The 16,751-nt window shown below is 29.8% G+C and carries 11 protein-coding genes; 6 read left to right on the plus strand and 5 right to left on the minus strand.

What is annotated here, in order from left to right; all coding sequences use genetic code 11:
- Positions 1 to 87: 87 nt before the first annotated feature.
- The 4 genes from GQ540_RS06675 to GQ540_RS06690 form a co-directional block, all read right to left on the minus strand.
- Positions 88 to 237 carry an SsrA-binding protein gene (locus tag GQ540_RS06675; protein WP_291799205.1) on the minus strand — a complete coding sequence of 50 codons (150 nt, stop codon included), beginning with the start codon at positions 235 to 237 and terminating at the stop codon, positions 88 to 90.
- Between the two features lie 59 nt (positions 238 to 296).
- Positions 297 to 1,634 carry an SPFH domain-containing protein gene (locus GQ540_RS06680; RefSeq protein ID WP_291799208.1) on the minus strand — a complete coding sequence of 446 codons (1,338 nt, stop codon included), beginning with the start codon at positions 1,632 to 1,634 and terminating at the stop codon, positions 297 to 299.
- 452 nt (positions 1,635 to 2,086) lie between these two features.
- Entirely contained in the window at positions 2,087 to 3,838 is a 1,752-nt protein-coding gene (locus tag GQ540_RS06685; protein WP_291799213.1) for a M56 family metallopeptidase, read from the minus strand.
- A gap of 2 nt (positions 3,839 to 3,840) precedes the next feature.
- Positions 3,841 to 4,206: a BlaI/MecI/CopY family transcriptional regulator gene (locus tag GQ540_RS06690; protein WP_291799216.1), complete on the minus strand. Its 366-nt coding sequence runs from the start codon at positions 4,204 to 4,206 to the stop codon at positions 3,841 to 3,843.
- 252 nt (positions 4,207 to 4,458) lie between these two features.
- Here GQ540_RS06690 and GQ540_RS06695 point away from each other — a divergent pair, with 252 nt between their 5' ends.
- Complete coding sequence (locus tag GQ540_RS06695; protein WP_291799219.1) at positions 4,459 to 5,394, plus strand: calcium/sodium antiporter; 936 nt, start codon at positions 4,459 to 4,461, stop codon at positions 5,392 to 5,394.
- Positions 5,395 to 5,456: 62 nt separating this feature from the next.
- Here the strand turns inward: GQ540_RS06695 and GQ540_RS06700 are convergent, their stop codons facing one another.
- Positions 5,457 to 6,467, minus strand: a complete 1,011-nt coding sequence (locus GQ540_RS06700; RefSeq protein ID WP_291799223.1) for a glutamine synthetase beta-grasp domain-containing protein — start codon at positions 6,465 to 6,467, stop codon at positions 5,457 to 5,459.
- Between the two features lie 228 nt (positions 6,468 to 6,695).
- Here GQ540_RS06700 and GQ540_RS06705 point away from each other — a divergent pair, with 228 nt between their 5' ends.
- From GQ540_RS06705 to GQ540_RS06725, 5 genes are all read left to right on the plus strand, one after another.
- A complete protein-coding gene (locus tag GQ540_RS06705) occupies positions 6,696 to 8,882 on the plus strand; it encodes a glutamine synthetase III (protein WP_291799226.1) in 2,187 nt (728 codons plus the stop codon).
- Between the two features lie 480 nt (positions 8,883 to 9,362).
- Entirely contained in the window at positions 9,363 to 10,844 is a 1,482-nt protein-coding gene (locus GQ540_RS06710; protein WP_291799228.1) for a hypothetical protein, read from the plus strand.
- 486 nt (positions 10,845 to 11,330) lie between these two features.
- Positions 11,331 to 12,722, plus strand: coding sequence for a hypothetical protein (locus GQ540_RS06715; RefSeq protein ID WP_291799231.1), 1,392 nt, complete (start codon positions 11,331 to 11,333; stop codon positions 12,720 to 12,722).
- A 526-nt stretch (positions 12,723 to 13,248) separates the two neighbouring features.
- On the plus strand, positions 13,249 to 14,718 hold the full coding sequence (locus GQ540_RS06720; RefSeq protein WP_291799234.1) for a hypothetical protein: 1,470 nt from the start codon (positions 13,249 to 13,251) through the stop codon (positions 14,716 to 14,718).
- A gap of 437 nt (positions 14,719 to 15,155) precedes the next feature.
- Positions 15,156 to 16,490, plus strand: a complete 1,335-nt coding sequence (locus tag GQ540_RS06725) for a hypothetical protein (protein WP_291799237.1) — start codon at positions 15,156 to 15,158, stop codon at positions 16,488 to 16,490.
- Positions 16,491 to 16,751 lie beyond the last annotated feature (261 nt).

A 16,751-nucleotide genomic window follows, 5' to 3' on the forward strand; every position in this document is an offset into this window, starting at 1 on the left:
TGTAACCTCTTGAGCCGTAATCAAGTGCGCTATTCAGTTGCGCCACGAGGCCGTTTTGCGGGTGCAAATATACTATTTTTTCCTTATCTACAAACTATTTTTTGTTATAAAATAACGCCACCCAATAATAGCTAATTGCCATTTTTTAGCATAAGCCATATCTAGACCTTTTTTAGTAAAGCTTGGGAATATAATTTTATTGATTTTTGCTAAAATTTCAAATAGTTGTTTATTCATAATGCTAAAATACATAATAAAAAAATCTCACAAAAAGTGAGATTTTTAATTTTTAAAGTTTATTGTTTTTTAGGAATCATATTTTTGGCTAATTCGGCACCTATTAGGGATTCTAATAAGCTTCCTCCTGATTTACCACTACCATTACTTCCTTCAATATAAGTTGTTGGTAATTGTAGCATTTTAAGTTCTGCGGCTACACCAACAGCAGTTTTAAATTCCCATTCTGCTCTTTCTTGAGGCGTTAAACCGGCAGATACTAATTTTGCATTTTCGTAATATTGTGCATCTGCGGCTACTTTTTTACTTTTGGCTTTGAATACTTCAACTTCAAACTGTTTTTTTTCTTTAATTAAGTTGAATTCAGCTACTTTGGCTTCTGTTTCGGCTGAAATAGTTTGTTGAATTTGCTCTTTTTCTAGTCGTGCACGTTCTTTAGCTTTATCAGCTTCACCTTTTGCTTTTTCTTTTTGTGCTCTGTAAAATTCACGCTCAGCTTGTTGTTTCTCTAATTGTGTTTGTGCAACTTCTTCTTTTTGTAATTGTAGTCGCTTATCAAATGTAGGTTCCCAATCAATATCATTTACAACTGCTTGCACCACTGTAAGTCCATAAGAGCCTAAAGAATTTCCATTAACTCTGACAGGTTCGCCAGTTTTATCTCTTTTTATAGTAAATCTTTTTTGACGTGATTCTTTATTTATTACTGTTCTAATTACAGTACTATCTCCAATTATATCAGCTCTTTCGTCGTCTTTCAATTCTTCTAGGACATACATTCCGTTTTCTAATTGGTCTTGAAAAAATCGATCGAAATCTGCAGCCTGACCTGAAATATAATCTTGAGCAGCCATTAATTTACTTGTGTTTTTAATGGATTGATCAATGTTTGGGATAATACGTGAGCGAATTAAGTTCTTTTCAGTTTTATTTCTATCGGCTACTGATAAGAATTGATTTGCGTCTGATGTATTTATACTAATTACAATAGAGGTTGCAATTCTTCCTTTTACAGCATCGTTAAATTCCCATTGTCTTGCAGCATTAATGTACGCATATTTACTCTGGTCACCTAAATCTCCATTTGAATCAGCCATAACATATTTAATAGGCATTTCAAATTGAATTGGGATTAATCTTCCCCACATTTTGGTATGAATACCTTGATTAAATATTGCTTTTTGACCACCCCAAGGATATTGTACGGCATAAGCTGTACCTGGTTCAGCATAAAAAAACATTCCCGAAATAACACTTAGTATTAACCCTACAATGGTTATTTGTACACTTCGTTTTGTTGTAAACCAATTTAAAATTGGTGTTGCTTTTAAAATTGTTTTTAATAGTATTGTAAGAATACCTGTTGTTAGTAATAAAATTCCAATAAATGTTAGCATAGATATTTTTTTTTAGGTTAAAATAATAAGTTAATAATGGTTAATACTAGTTCTGTTACTAGCACAAATATAGTAATCATTTTTATAGATTTTAGGTTAATAAATAGTTTGTGAATTAATTCTTAAATCAAGATATTACTATTCTTTGCTTGTTTCCAAATGTTTTTAATGAAATTAATATGTTTGGATTCTAATTGTAAAGTAAATTATGAAATTGATTTGTTGTTTTAAAATAATTACTACAAATAAGTTATAAATTACAATCATAATGTATACTTATTATTTTAAACTGTAATAAAGTAAAGGTGTTTTATGATGATTTTTTTGAAAGTAATGATAAAATGGTCTCTTAGATTGATTAAAATAAGGGTTTTCATCTTTTGTGAAATTTAAAACACTCTTTTCTAGTTATAGAAAAGAGTGTTTTAAAAATAATTTTTAAGTGAAGATTATTACTTTTTTGTAGTAATTAAAATTACTCCATCATTACCTTTGTCTCCATATTTATCTGTAGCTGATTTTCCTTTTAAAACTTCCACTTTTTCAATAGAGTCGGGTTTAATTTTTTCCATTTCTTCGGATGAAGTTTCTTTACCATCAATTATAAATAAAGGTTTTTCATTTTCAGAACTTCTAAGCAAAATATTCCCTTTTTTAGTTATTTTATGTTTTTCTATATTGTCTCCGTTAGTTTTGATAACAAAAACATTTTCTCCGTCTTTTTCTTCATGAATTTCAATTTCAATATTCTCTTCAATTTCATCTTCGTTACCTTCTTGAATTACTGTTATTTCATGTTCGCCTTCCTTTAGTTCAATTACTTCAACTTTAATATTGTTGTCTTTATCATTTTCATGAACCCAAACATGTTCTTTATCTCCTTTTTCTGAAATTACTTTTAGTTCAATATTTTTTAATGTACCACTTTTATGTATTTTTTTACCGTCAGAAGTTACGAAAACATAATTACCATTTTTATCGCCTTTTCCTTTAAGATTTATTGTTTTTATAGTACCATTAGTTTGAGTTGTGTATTCGTAATGATTTTTATGAACTTTACTAAGGTTACTTATGCTTAACGAGTTGTTTTCTGAATCGTATGATATTTTTATAGGTTTAATTGCTTCAGAGCCGGAGTTTTCAAATTTAGCTTTTAAACCTTTTCCTTTAGCGTCAATTTTAATAGCGGTAATTTCGTTGTTATTATTCCTTTTTATTCCTTTAAAATTTAAGGTAATATCATTTAGTTTTCTAAAAGTGTTTTTAATCTCATTTAAAGTTTCAGCTTTTGAATTCTTATTGATTGTAATTTCAGTTTTAGATTCGTTAACTTCTTCAATTTTAATAATTTTTTTTTCTTGAGCTATAACTTTTGTGTTAAATGTGATTAAAAATGCAATTAATAAAGGTAGCAATAAAGCGTACTTCCATTGGCTTGTTTTTGTAGATCTGTTTTTGTGTAACATAATAATTCGTTTTTTAATTAATGAGTTGTAAAAATTGTTTGTTATTTCGGTACAGTAGTTAGCACCACAGGTTTTTAATAAGGTAAGTTGATATAATTTGTGATTATTGGCTTGTTCTAAAGCTTTAGCATCAGCTAAAAATTCTAAATTTTGTTGTACAGCCTTTTTGTATAGCCAAACAAAAGGATTAAACCAAAGTGTAATTACCAGTAAATGAGCTAAAAGCGTATCAATAGAATGCCATTGTTGTACATGCGCTTTCTCATGGTTTTTAATTTGTTCAAGTTCATCAATTGAAAATTGAGCTTTGTTATAAATAATAATGTTAAAAAATGAAAAAGGAGAAACGTCTTTTGAAGTTTCTATACAATAATACTTACCTTGTTTTGTAAGTTCATGTTTTGTTATTAAGCTTATTAATGAAGCTAGCTGAATTAAAAATTTCAAACTAAAGAAAACCACTCCAATTAAGTACATGAAAGTTAGTATTTGAATCCAATTAATAGTGTTAGTTATGGCGCTGTTAGGTGTTATTTCTTCGTAGTCTAGTAAGTTAAGTTGAGATGTAATTGCTTCAGCATAAATTGGTATTTCAATTAACGGAATAGTTAAAACTATTAGCAAACCAAGTATGAAGTAAGTTCTAATAGACTTAAAGAAGGTTTCATTTTTTAAGAAAACAACATAAAATAAGAATAGCATTACCACAATTCCACTTGCTTTTAGTAAATAATCCATAATTATTGGTTGTTTTTACTTTCAATTAATTTTATAATCTCACGCAATTCGTCAGCACTAATTTTTTCTTCTTTCGCAAAAAATGAAACCACATTTTTATAAGAATTTTCAAAATAATTTTGTGTTGCGTTTGAAAAATAGCGTTTGCGGTAATCTTCTTTTGAAATAGCTGGGTAATATCTATGTGTATTTCCAAAAGCTTCATGTTTTACGTAGCCTTTGCCTTCCATTTTTCTAATTACTGTAGATGCTGTATTGTAATGTGGCTTTGGCACTGGTAATTCAGCTACAACTTCTTTTACAAAAGCTTTTTTAAGTTTCCACAATACGTGCATTATTTCTTCTTCTTTGGTGGTAAGTTTGTCCATGTGTAATTATTTTTTGGGCGTTCCGTTTCGTTTCGTTTCACTCACGTCAGGCTTTCCGCTATATCTTTTTATTTTTATACAAAAAAAATAAAAAGGATGCCGCTTTAATCCTTAACGCATTACAAAAGTAAACTAAAATTATAGTTGTTTAACTATAAAAATAGTTATTTAACAAAATTTTAAGTCAGTCTAAATTTTGTGAGTGATGTAAATAAGCTATTAATTCTATTATATTTGCAAAAAACATATTTTATGAATTTATTATTAATTGTAATTGGATTGGTGTTATTGATTTTGGGAGGAAATTGGTTGCTAAAATCGGCAGTAGGATTTTCATTACGATTAAACATTCCTAAAATTGTAATTGGAATGACAGTTGTTTCGTTTGCCACTTCAGCTCCAGAGCTTATTGTAAGTGTAAAATCAGCTTTAAACAACCATGCAGATATTGCTTTTGGAAATGTAATTGGTTCAAACATAGCTAATTTAGGGTTGGTTTTAGGAATCACAATTTTAATTTCAACCATAAGTGTTGAAAAAAGTTTTTATAAAACAGATTGGCCAGTTATGATAATTTCTTCGTTATTATTATATGGATTTATTGCTTTTGATGGTATTTTACAGCGTTACGAAGGAATTATTTTATTTTCTTTTTTAATAATATTTTTAATTTACCTGTTAAGATTTCAAAAAATAGCTGTTGTAGATGAAATGCCTGAAGATGATGAGGAGTTGCCCTTACACAAAATAGTATTGTTTTTGGTTATTGGTGGCGTTGCACTTTGGGGAGGTTCAGAATTATTAATTGATGGCGCTATAGGAATGGCAAAAAACTTTAATGTTAGCGAACGTGTAATTGGCATTACCATTGTGTCTGTTGGGACAAGTATTCCTGAGTTAGCAGCTTCAATTATTGCCGTTTTACAAAAGGAAAAAGCAATTTCTTTAGGTAATTTAATAGGTTCAAATGTATTTAATATTTTAGCGGTATTAGGTGTGACTTCTATGATTACACCAATTACAATAACTGATCAAGGGTTGTTAACTAGTGATATTTTCTGGATGTTAGGAATATCATTATTGGTATTTCCACTTGTTTTTGCACCGGCTAAAATGAAGCTAAGTTGGAAAGAAGGTTTAATATTACTTACATTATACGTAGTATTTATAATACGAATGTTTAAGTAATTTTCATAAATAAAAAAACACCGCAATTGCGGTGTTTTTTTATTTATGAAAATTATATAAAATTATAATTTAGCTGAATTTACAGTTTTAATAATTCTACTTGCAACTTTATAAGGGTCAGCATTTGAAGCAGGTCTTCTGTCTTCTAACCAACCTTTCCATCCTTTTTCAACAGTAATAATTGGAATACGAATTGATGCACCTCTATCAGATACTCCGTAGCTGAAATCTTTAACGTGTGCTGTTTCATGTAAACCAGTTAAACGTTCATCATTGTATGCCCCATAAACACCAATGTGCTCATCGGTTACAGGTCTAAAAGCTTCGCATATTTTACTGTAAATTTCTTCAGATCCACAAGTTCTTAAAGTTGTGTTTGAGAAGTTGGCGTGCATACCTGAACCATTCCAATCACCTTTCACAGGTTTTGGGTGTAATTCAATATAGTAATTGTATTTTTCTGATAATCTGTTTAATAAATAACGTGCAACCCATATTTCGTCACCAGCTGTTTTGGCGCTTTGAGCAAAACATTGAAATTCCCATTGACCTGGAGCAACTTCTTGATTAATTCCTTCAAAGTTAAGGCCAGCATCAATACAAAGGTCAGCATGTTCTTCAACAAAATCTCTACCCCAAGTATATCTACCACCAACTGAACAGTAGTATTTTCCTTGTGGTCCAGGGAATCCACCACGTGGAAATCCTAAAGGTAAATCAGTTTTTGAATCCATTAAGAAATATTCCTGCTCAAATCCAAACCAAAAATCATTATCATCATCGTCAATCGTAGCTCTGTGATTTGATACGTGTGGTGTCCCATCGGCATTTAAAACTTCACTCATAACTAAATAACCGTTACGTCTTGCAGGGTCTGGGTAAATAGCTACAGGCTTCAATAAAACGTCGGATGATCCTCCTTCAGCTTGTTCAGTTGAAGAGCCATCAAAAGACCATATACTACAGTCTTCTAATTTACCACTAAAATTATCTTCAACTTTAGTTTTACTTCTTAATTCTTGAGTTGGTTGATGACCATCAAGCCAAATGTACTCTAATTTTGATTTGCTCATATGTGTTTTATTTATTTTAGATACGAAATTTTGTCAAAAATAAATATTTTAGGCAAGCAATAAAAATATTAGGGGTGTAAATGTATAAAAAGCAATTATTTTTATATATACCCTATTTTTTTTAGGGTAAAATCAAATTTACTATAAAATATTTAATTTTTTTTAAAGAATTGTAATGAAAATCATATTGAAAAATAATATATATTTGTTGTAGAAAATTTATTTAGTATGGCAAAATTAAGATTTCAAGCTTTAAATGAGGCTTCAAACAGGGAATCAATAAAAATTGTTGAAGATTTAAAAAGATCAAAATTATTTGGTGAAAATGTATTTAATGAGAATACAATGCGCCAATATTTAACAAAAGACGCATTTAAAGGTGTTATGAGTGCTATTTATGATGGTACAAAAATTGACCGTAAAATAGCAGATCAAGTTGCTTCATCAATGAAAGAATGGGCACTCTCTAAAGGAGTTACGCATTATACACATTGGTTTCAGCCATTAACTGGTGCAACTGCTGAAAAACATGATGCATTTTTTGAAACTATAGGTAATGGTATGGCTATTGAAAAATTTGGAGGAAGTCAGTTAGTTCAGCAAGAACCTGATGCTTCAAGTTTTCCAAGCGGAGGAATAAGAAATACTTTTGAGGCAAGAGGATATACAGCTTGGGACCCAACATCACCAGCGTTTATTTATGGAACTACTTTAAGTATTCCAACAATATTTGTGGCTTATACAGGTGAGGCTTTAGATAATAAAACACCTTTGTTAAGAGCGCTTCAGGCTGTTGATAATTCAGCAACTGCAGTTTGTAAATATTTCGATAAAAATGTAAAAAAAGTGACTTCTTCATTAGGTTGGGAACAAGAATATTTTTTAATAGACCAAGCTTTAGCAGAAAGCAGACCTGATATTATGTTAACTGGAAGAACTTTGTTAGGGCATTCTCCGGCAAAAGGACAACAATTAGATGATCATTATTTTGGGTCAATTCCAAGTAGAGCATTAAATTTTATGCGCGATTTAGAAACGGAATGTATGTTGTTGGGAATACCAGTAAAAACACGACATAATGAAGTAGCTCCAAATCAGTTTGAATTAGCTCCAATTTATGAAGAAGCCAATTTAGCAGTTGATCATAATTCATTATTAATGGATTTAATGGGGAAAGTTGCTGCGCGTCATCACTTTAAAGTATTATTTCATGAAAAACCTTTTGCAGGCGTAAATGGGTCGGGAAAACATAATAATTGGTCATTATCAACAGATACCGGTATCAATTTATTAGGACCAGGGAAAACACCTATGAGCAATTTACAGTTTTTAACTTTTTTTATAAATACTATTAAAGCTGTAAGCGAAAATGAAGAATTATTAAGAGCCGTAATTGCATCTGCTAGTAATGATCATAGACTTGGAGCTAATGAAGCGCCACCTGCAATTATTTCGGTTTTTATAGGTGAACAATTAACCAAAGTGTTAGATGAGTTAGAAAACGTAACAAGTGGTAAACTTTCTCCTCAAGAAAAAACAGATCTTAAATTAAATGTTGTGGGTAAAATACCTGATGTTTTATTAGATAATACCGATAGAAATAGAACATCTCCTTTTGCATTTACAGGAAATAAATTTGAATTTAGAGCAGTTGGGTCAACAGCAAATTGTGCAAAACCAATGAAAGTTTTAAATACGATAGTTGCCAAACAATTAAAAGAATTTAAAATTGAAGTTGATAAATTAATTGATACTAAAGATTTAAAAAAGGATGAAGCCATATTTAATGTCTTAAGAGAATATATTAAAGAGTCAAAAAAAATATTGTTTGAAGGAAATGGTTACGGTGATGAATGGGGAAAAGAGGCAGAAAAACGAGGATTAAGTAATAATAAAACAACACCAGAAGCTTTAAAAGCTAAAGTTTCTGAAAAATCTATAGCATTATTTGAAGAAATGAAAGTAATGAGTAAAACAGAAACAATTGCTCGTTATGAAGTTGAAATGGAAGAATATATGATGCGTATTCAAATTGAAGGCCGTGTTTTAGGTGATATTGCGGGTAATCATATAGTTCCAACAGCTGTTCGTTATCAAAACTTATTAATTAAAAATGTGACAGGTTTAAAAGAAATTTTCGGCAATGATTTTGAAAAATACGCGGCTGAACAAATTCAATTAATAAAACGTATTTCAGAGCATATAGAAGGAATTCATGTTAAAGTAGAAAAAATGATTAATGCTCGTAAAAAAGCAAATAAAATTGAAAATTTTGAGGCTATGGCTGAGGCATATTGTTTTAATGTAAAACCATTTTTTGATGAAATAAGGTACCATTGCGATAAATTAGAACTTATGATTGATGATGAATTATGGCCATTAACAAAATATAGAGAGTTGTTGTTTACCAGATAAAAAAGAAATTAATAGCTTAAAGAATTTTAAAGTCTCACAATCTGTGAGACTTTTTTATTTAAACCAAAGTGGTTGTGCAAGTTTTTTTATAAGGTTATTTAGTTTTAAGTGTTTGAAATGTAAGTTTTTAAGTAACTAAAGTAACATAGTTATAAATGAAACCATTCCGTTTATTAGTTAAAAGTGGTAATTTGTTTATTTTATTATTTTAATATTTTATTAAGACTATTTAGTATTTATCTTTATACCAAGAAATTGTGAATATGAAGTAATTCATAGATTTTAAACTCCCCATAAAATAACAATTTCCCCACAGTATAAGCCTCACAAATTGTTTACCCCACGTTACAAATTTATAACGCTTTTTTAGCCGTTTTACAAATTACATGTATGTAATATGTAATTAGGTATAGGCTAAATGTGCCATATAACTTTGTTATTATTTATCTAATTTTTATTAATGTTTAAAATTTTATTATTATGAAAAAACAACTATTAAGTTTAGCTGTATTATTGATGGGATCATCTTTAATATTTGCGCAAAGTAACACAAGTGATGTGAATTCATTAGGTGTAGATAATGCTGCTACAGTATTACAAATTGGATTAGAAAATGATTCAGACATTGACCAAGATGGAGCTATGAACGCTTTAGGCGGTGTAGAAAACTGGGCAAATGTATATCAATTTGGAGCTGAAAATAAAGCTGTAATTGATCAAAGAGGTGATAGAAACTGGGCTATTACTGTACAAATAGGTGAAGGTAATGATTCTTACCAAACACAAGGTGTAGGTTGGGCTGAAGATAATTTCCAATTTGCTTTGCAAGATGGAGAGAGTAACACTTCATATCAATTACAACGTTGGGATAATAATACTGGTATTGTTCATCAATTTGGAGATAATAATAATGCAAACCAAGATCAAAGAACTGGTGTAAATGGTGCTAATGGAAATTTTGGATTTATTTTACAAGATGGTAGCTGGAATGATGCTTTCCAAGTACAATATGGTCAAGAAAATAAAGCTTATGCATATCAAGATGGTTATGAAAACTATTCTATGCAAGACCAATATGGAAATGATAATTACTCTGTAACATCTCAAGATGGTCAACTAAATCATAGTGAAGCTTATCAAACAGGTGATGGGAACTATCAAGGAACAGATCAACATGGTAATGGGAACTATGCTTACACAGATCAATTAGGTGATGATAATGACTCATTTACAAATCAAAGAGGTCGTGAAAATGAAAGTTATACATATCAAGATGGTGATAAAAATGAATCTACTACAAAACAAAGAGGACGTGAAAATAAAAGTTGGACATACCAAGATGGGTATAGAAATGATTCCTATACAGATCAAAAAGGCCGTTCAAATATGAGTGGGACTTACCAAAATGGGATGATGAATGATGCAGACACAAAACAAAGAGGTCATGAAAATAAGAGTTTAACTTCTCAAGATGGTATGTTTAATGATTCTTATACAGAACAACATGGGAATGGAAATATGAGTGGTACATTCCAAGATGGTTTTGCTAATGATTCTGAAACATTCCAAAACGGAAATGGAAATATGAGTGGAACAGCACAAATTGGTTCATTTAATAACTCTTATACTGAACAAAAAGGGAATGGAAACATGAGTTTAACAGGACAAGCAGGAGTATTTAATGATTCAGATACATATCAAGAAGGTCATGAAAATATGAGTGGAACAGTTCAATTAGGTTTAGGTAATGATTCAGAAACGTATCAAAATGGGTTTGGAAATATGAGTGGAACATTACAAATAGGTTGGGGAAATACAGCTTCAACAACACAAGATGGAACAGGTAATTTTGCGTTAACAGGTCAATTTGGAGATTACCATAACAGTATTGTGAATCAAGTTGGTACTGGAAATGTATCATTAGTAGGTCAATTTAATGGGTTTACTTCAACCCCAAATTAATAATTACTTTTATTTAGTTTTTAAAAAGAGGGTGTTATGCCCTCTTTTTTTTGTAAATTTTAAGTTTAAGAGGGGTAGTTTAAAACACTTCACAGGTTTATTAATATAAAAAGTAGTTTAAACACTTGAAAAACAGGTTTTTAAATTTTTAAAATTGATACAATTATAAATATAATCATCCCGTTTATTGATTAAATATAGTATTTTGCATATTTAGTTTACTTATTATTTTAGTAAGACTATTTAGTATTTATCTTTATGCTAAGAAATTGTTATATGAAGAAATTCATAAATTTTAAACTCCCCATAAAATAACAATTTCCCCACAGTATAAGCCTCACAAATTGTTTACCCTACGTTACAAATTTATAACGCTTTTTTAGCCGTTTTACAAATTGCATGTATGTAATTAGGTATAAGCTAGGTATGCCATATAATTTTGTTGTTATTTATCTAATTTTTATTAATGTTTAAAATTTTATTATTATGAAAAAAATTATTTTAAGTGTATTAACACTAATGTTAGGAACAGTTATTGTTGCTCAAACAAATTCATCAACAGTTACACAAAATGGTACAGACCTTTTGAGTACAGCACTACAAATAGGTAGTTTAAATGTTTCCATTCAAGATCAATTAGGAGTTTTAAATGAAGCTCATGTAACACAGTTTGGAAATAGAAACTATGCTAAACAAGATCAAAGAGATAGCGATAAAGGGTATTTTATTGTAAACATGGCTACAATTTTTCAAAATGGAGATGATAATAAAGCGTGGCAAACACAAACAAACGAGGCTAATACGGCACATGCTAATCAATTGGGTGATTTTAATGAATCTACTCAGCTTCAAACAGGTTGGTCAACTTTAGCAGAGGTTTTTCAAGATGGTGACAATAATAAAGCTTGGCAAACTCAGCATGGTACTGCAGCAATTGCTTATATAAATCAATACGGAAATTATAATGAGGCTACACAAGACCAAAATTCAGGTAGTAAGTATAATAAAGCGACATCAAATCAAATAGGAAATTCTAATACATCATTTCAAACTCAAGATGGAAATGCAACTTGGGGAGTATCAAATTATAATTTAGAAATTGTTTACCAAAATGGTAATAATAATTATGCAGTTCAATATCAGGATAATGCTGCTGGAGGAGCAGGAAGTGCAAACCTTGCAAATATAAACCAAGGAGGAAATGATAATTATGCAAATCAATACCAAATAGGAGATGCTAATGATGCTTACACAGGACAATGGGCAGATGATAATAGATCTAGAACAATTCAATTAGGAGATGATAATAAAGCTACAACTACACAATATGTTGATGATAACCATTCTTTAACATATCAACTTGGAAATGGAAACACATCTTCTACACAACAAAAGGGGTTTTGGTATTATGGAGGTAGTAATAATATGTCTGTTACAGCTCAAGTAGGAGATGATAATAATGCTACTACAAAACAATTTGGATGGAGTAATATGAGTGGAACGTTACAAATAGGTGATGATAATACTTCAACTACATTTCAAAGTGGTATTGCAAATATGAGTGGAACGTTACAAGTAGGTAATGGTAATACTTCATATACAGATCAAGGTTATGGTTCTTCTATTCCTGCAATAATGAATGTATCAATTACTTCACAATTTGGAGATGATAATACAGCTAGTACATATCAAGATGGTTTTTTAAATATGAGCGGGACATTACAAGTTGGATTTGATAATATGGCAACTACAACACAAGATGGAACAGGCAATTTTGCATTAACAGGTCAATTTGGAGATTATCATAATAGTATTGTGAATCAAGTTGGTACTAGTAATGTATCATTAGTAGGTCAATTTAACGGATTACCAAATTAATAATTACTTTTATTTAGTTTTTAAAAAGAGGGCATTATGCCCTCTTTTTTATTTGTAAATGATTTATTGTATTGAATCTTTCATGGTTTGTAAATGATTAAAGTTTAAAATTGATTCTCTTTTAATATTTTGAGTATCGTAAAGTAAGTTAGATATCTGTAATATAGGTTTTTAAGCAATTAAAGATAGTGCGGTTATAAATAGAAATTATCCATTTGTTAATTAATATATGTATTTTGTTTAGTTCTTTGTAAATTTTTATAATTAAGACTAATTAGTATTTACATTTGCATAAAGAAATTGTAAATATGAATTTATTCATAGATTTTAAATTCCCCATAAAATAACAATTTTCCCACAGTACAAACCTCAAAAATTGCTTATCCCACATTACAAATTTATAATGCTTTTCTAAGCCATTATACAAATTGCAAGTATGTAATATGTAGTTGGTTACAGGTTTAACGTGTCATATTGTTTTGTGGTTATTTATCTAATTTTTATAAATGTTTAAAATTTTATTATTATGAAAAAAATTATTTTAAGTGTAGCGCTTATTTTTGCTACAAGTATGTTATTTGCACAAAGTACTGCAACTACAACACAAACAGGTAATCTTCAATTTGCTGATGTAAATCAAACAGGGTCAAACACAGCAACAGTTACACAAACTCAAACAGGTACTCCATCAAATTCACCGAGTTACATGAATGATGCAAAGGTAAATCAATCAGGTGGTAATGGTAACATTGCAATAATTTCACAAGATGAATTAGGTGGAGGAGGAAAAGGTGGAAATGATGCTAAAATTGATCAAATAGGATCAGGAAATACGTCATCTCAAACCACGTATGCTCCAGGTTATAATAGTGGGCAAGATGTTATAGCTTTACAAGTTGGATCTGAAAATACCGTTACACAAAATATTCAAGGTGGTTATACAGATTATTTTTATGTAGCACAAAATGGTAATAACAATACAGCAACTCAAAACGGAACAGGAGTTACACATAATACAGCAAGAATATTTCAAGATGGAGAAAATAATACTGCTACCCAAACTTTAGCAGGTTCAAATAATGGGTATTACGGAGGTATCTATTCAGGTGAAAAAATACGTATTCAGCAAACAGGTGATGATAATATTGCTACTCAAACTTTTACAGGTTCAGGTTTTAGTCATGGAAATTCTGCTGATATTAATCAATTAGGAAATAATAATACTGCAACTCAAGTTGGAAACGGACGTAATATTTATGCTAACTTTAATCAAACAGGTAATGATAATAATGCAAGTAGTGAACAAACAGGAAATGCACAACAAGTTTTTGTTAATCAAACTGGTAATGATAATGTAGCAAGTAGTAAGCAAACTGGAAGTTTACAACAAATTTATGTTGATCAAGTAGGAAATAAAAACCAAGCTACAGTTTGGCAAGACCATGATGGTAATTTTGCTGATGTAAATCAAAATGGGTATTCTGATAAAACTTTTATAAATCAAAAATATGGTTCTAATAATAGCGCTACTATTACACAAAATGGTTCAGCAGGAGCGAACACAACTTTTTATCCAGGTGTAAATAATTATGCAAAGGTTTTTCAAAGTGGTGCTAATAATGTAACTAATGGAAATCAAACAGGGTATAATAATTATTTAGGAACTTCACAATCACAAGGGTCAAATAATAATATTGAAGCTACTCAAATAGGAAATGATAGTAATTTTGATTCAAGTTATGCTTTTGGTACTACTGCATTTGGTTATAATAACTATGCTGATTTAGGTCAAGTAGGAAATGAGAATGGATTAACTCTTTACCAAAATGGTACGGATAATTATGCAGCAGGGGCTCAAAGTGGAGACTTTAATATTGGTTCAATTTCACAAAATGGTAATAGTAATTTTGGAACATTGTCTTCTGTAGGAAATAGTCATGGTGGAACCATTATTCAAAATGGTAATATGAATCAATCAACTATTAATCAAAATTAGTAGTTTAATTATAGAAAACAATCAATTATAAAATTCACATAAAAAACCTACATATTTGTAGGTTTTTTTTATGGAACGACTTATTATAGAAAACAACCCTTTTGTTTAACTGTTTTAGTTGTTTATTCTCTTAATAATTAGTCTAAATATAAATAGTAATAATAAACTAATTAAATGTTTGAGAATTGTATAATGATGACTAAATTAGTTGTTGAAATTATAAATGATTAGTTTGTTTTATAATTTCGAATTCCTCATAAAATAGCAAATCATCCCGCTGTTTTAACCTCAAAAGTTGTTTTTCACCCAGGTTTATAAGTTTATAGTTCCTTTTAAAGCTATGTATATATAATAAGGTGTATAAAGAAGGTGTAATGCAATTATAAATTTATATAAGATTTTATCAATAATTTATGAATGCTTAAAATTTTATTATTATGAAAAAACTTTTATTAGTAGTAGCAATATTATTTGCTACAAGTATGTTATTTGCACAGACAAATACAAGTGATGTTAATTCGGTAGGTTACAATAATAATTCAGATGTTGTTCAGGCGGGATTAACAAATTTATCGGATGTTGATCAAATTGGTGATGAAAATGCTTCAACTGTAGATCAAACAGGAATTTCTAATAATTCTGTTGTTTTACAAGCTGGTGGAGGACCATCAGGAGATGGATCTTCAGATTTTAACACATCAGATATAGATCAATTAGGAGAAAGCAACTATTCTTTTATTTGGCAAGATGGAGATTATAATATGAATACTACATTTCAAGATGGAAATAGTAACTATTCTTATGTAGACCAATGGGGTTATGGAAGTACAAGTGAAACTTACCAAAATGGAAACAGTAACTCATCAACTGTGCTTCAAGGTTATGGAACAGTAAATGGGTACCATTATAGTTATGTTGACCAAAGAGGAGATGAAAATGTTTCTTATGTTAAGCAATATGGCGGAGATTGGAATGATTCATATGTTTTTCAAGAAGGAAATAATAATGATGCGTATGCTGAGCAAAATGGGAATTCAAATAATTCTGATATTTGGCAAATAGGAGATTTAAACGACTCTGATGTCAACCAAACCGGAGATGAAAACTGGGGGCAAAATGAGCAAATTGGCGATAGAAATATTTCAGATATAGACCAAGATGGAAATAGAAATTATGCAGGTGCAGGTCAATATGGTAATTCTAACAATAGTAGCATTGACCAAGATGGTGATGATAATTATGCTTTAACATTTCAAATTGGTAATCGTAATGGAAGTATGGTAGCTCAAGTAGGTAATGAAAATGATTCTTTTGTTAATCAAGATGGTGATTTCAACAAATCATGTGTAACTCAAATAGGAGATTTAAATATTAGTAGAGTTACGCAAATAGGAACTTGGAATAAGAGTGGTGTAGAGCAAATAGGAGATTTAAACAGAAGTTATGTAAATCAAAATGGTTTTGGAAACGCAAGTTGTGTTGGTCAATATGGAGATGAAAATATAAGTTATGTAGACCAAGACGGTACATTTAACCTTAGTGGTGTTTTACAAACTGGAGATAGAAACTTCTCTACTGTAACTCAAAATGGTTTGTTAAATATAAGTTGTGTAGATCAAACGGGATTAGATCATTACAGTTTAGTAAATCAACAAGGTAATTTTAACTGGAGTAAAGTTCAGCAATTTGGAAATGACCATGATAGTGTTGTAAATCAAATAGGAAATAGCAATAGTTCAACAGTAACACAAACTGACTCATTGCCATTCTAGTTTTTTATTAATGAATTAAACGAAAAAGGGAAGATGTAAATCTTCCCTTTTTTTTATTTTATGATTTGTTAAACAAGAGATAAGTTCCATTGGTCGACAGTTAAGATTAGGTTAACTATTTTTCTAGAAATAAACTTAGATGTGCTTGTACATTTGTGACAAGATTAATTAACAAGTAACCAAGAAATTAAAATTTATATAGTATGAAAAAAGTTATTTTAAGCGCAGTTTTATTAGTAGTATCAAATGTATTATTAGCAC

It is taken from the genome of Lutibacter sp. (genome assembly GCF_013139515.1).
Lineage (GTDB): Bacteria > Bacteroidota > Bacteroidia > Flavobacteriales > Flavobacteriaceae > Lutibacter.

Excerpts from the sequence above, each read along its gene's own strand:
- GQ540_RS06705 (WP_291799226.1), top strand. The coding sequence starts at position 6,696 with ATGGCAAAATTAAGATTTCAAGCTTTAAATGAGGCTTCAAACAGGGAA.
- GQ540_RS06720 (WP_291799234.1), top strand. The coding sequence starts at position 13,249 with ATGAAAAAAATTATTTTAAGTGTAGCGCTTATTTTTGCTACAAGTATG.
- GQ540_RS06710 (WP_291799228.1), top strand. The coding sequence starts at position 9,363 with ATGAAAAAACAACTATTAAGTTTAGCTGTATTATTGATGGGATCATCT.
- GQ540_RS06715 (WP_291799231.1), top strand. The coding sequence starts at position 11,331 with ATGAAAAAAATTATTTTAAGTGTATTAACACTAATGTTAGGAACAGTT.
- GQ540_RS06685 (WP_291799213.1), bottom strand. The coding sequence starts at position 3,838 with ATGGATTATTTACTAAAAGCAAGTGGAATTGTGGTAATGCTATTCTTA.
- GQ540_RS06690 (WP_291799216.1), bottom strand. The coding sequence starts at position 4,206 with ATGGACAAACTTACCACCAAAGAAGAAGAAATAATGCACGTATTGTGG.
- GQ540_RS06725 (WP_291799237.1), top strand. The coding sequence starts at position 15,156 with ATGAAAAAACTTTTATTAGTAGTAGCAATATTATTTGCTACAAGTATG.
- GQ540_RS06695 (WP_291799219.1), top strand. The coding sequence starts at position 4,459 with ATGAATTTATTATTAATTGTAATTGGATTGGTGTTATTGATTTTGGGA.
- GQ540_RS06680 (WP_291799208.1), bottom strand. The coding sequence starts at position 1,634 with ATGCTAACATTTATTGGAATTTTATTACTAACAACAGGTATTCTTACA.
- GQ540_RS06700 (WP_291799223.1), bottom strand. The coding sequence starts at position 6,467 with ATGAGCAAATCAAAATTAGAGTACATTTGGCTTGATGGTCATCAACCA.
- GQ540_RS06675 (WP_291799205.1), bottom strand. The coding sequence starts at position 237 with ATGAATAAACAACTATTTGAAATTTTAGCAAAAATCAATAAAATTATA.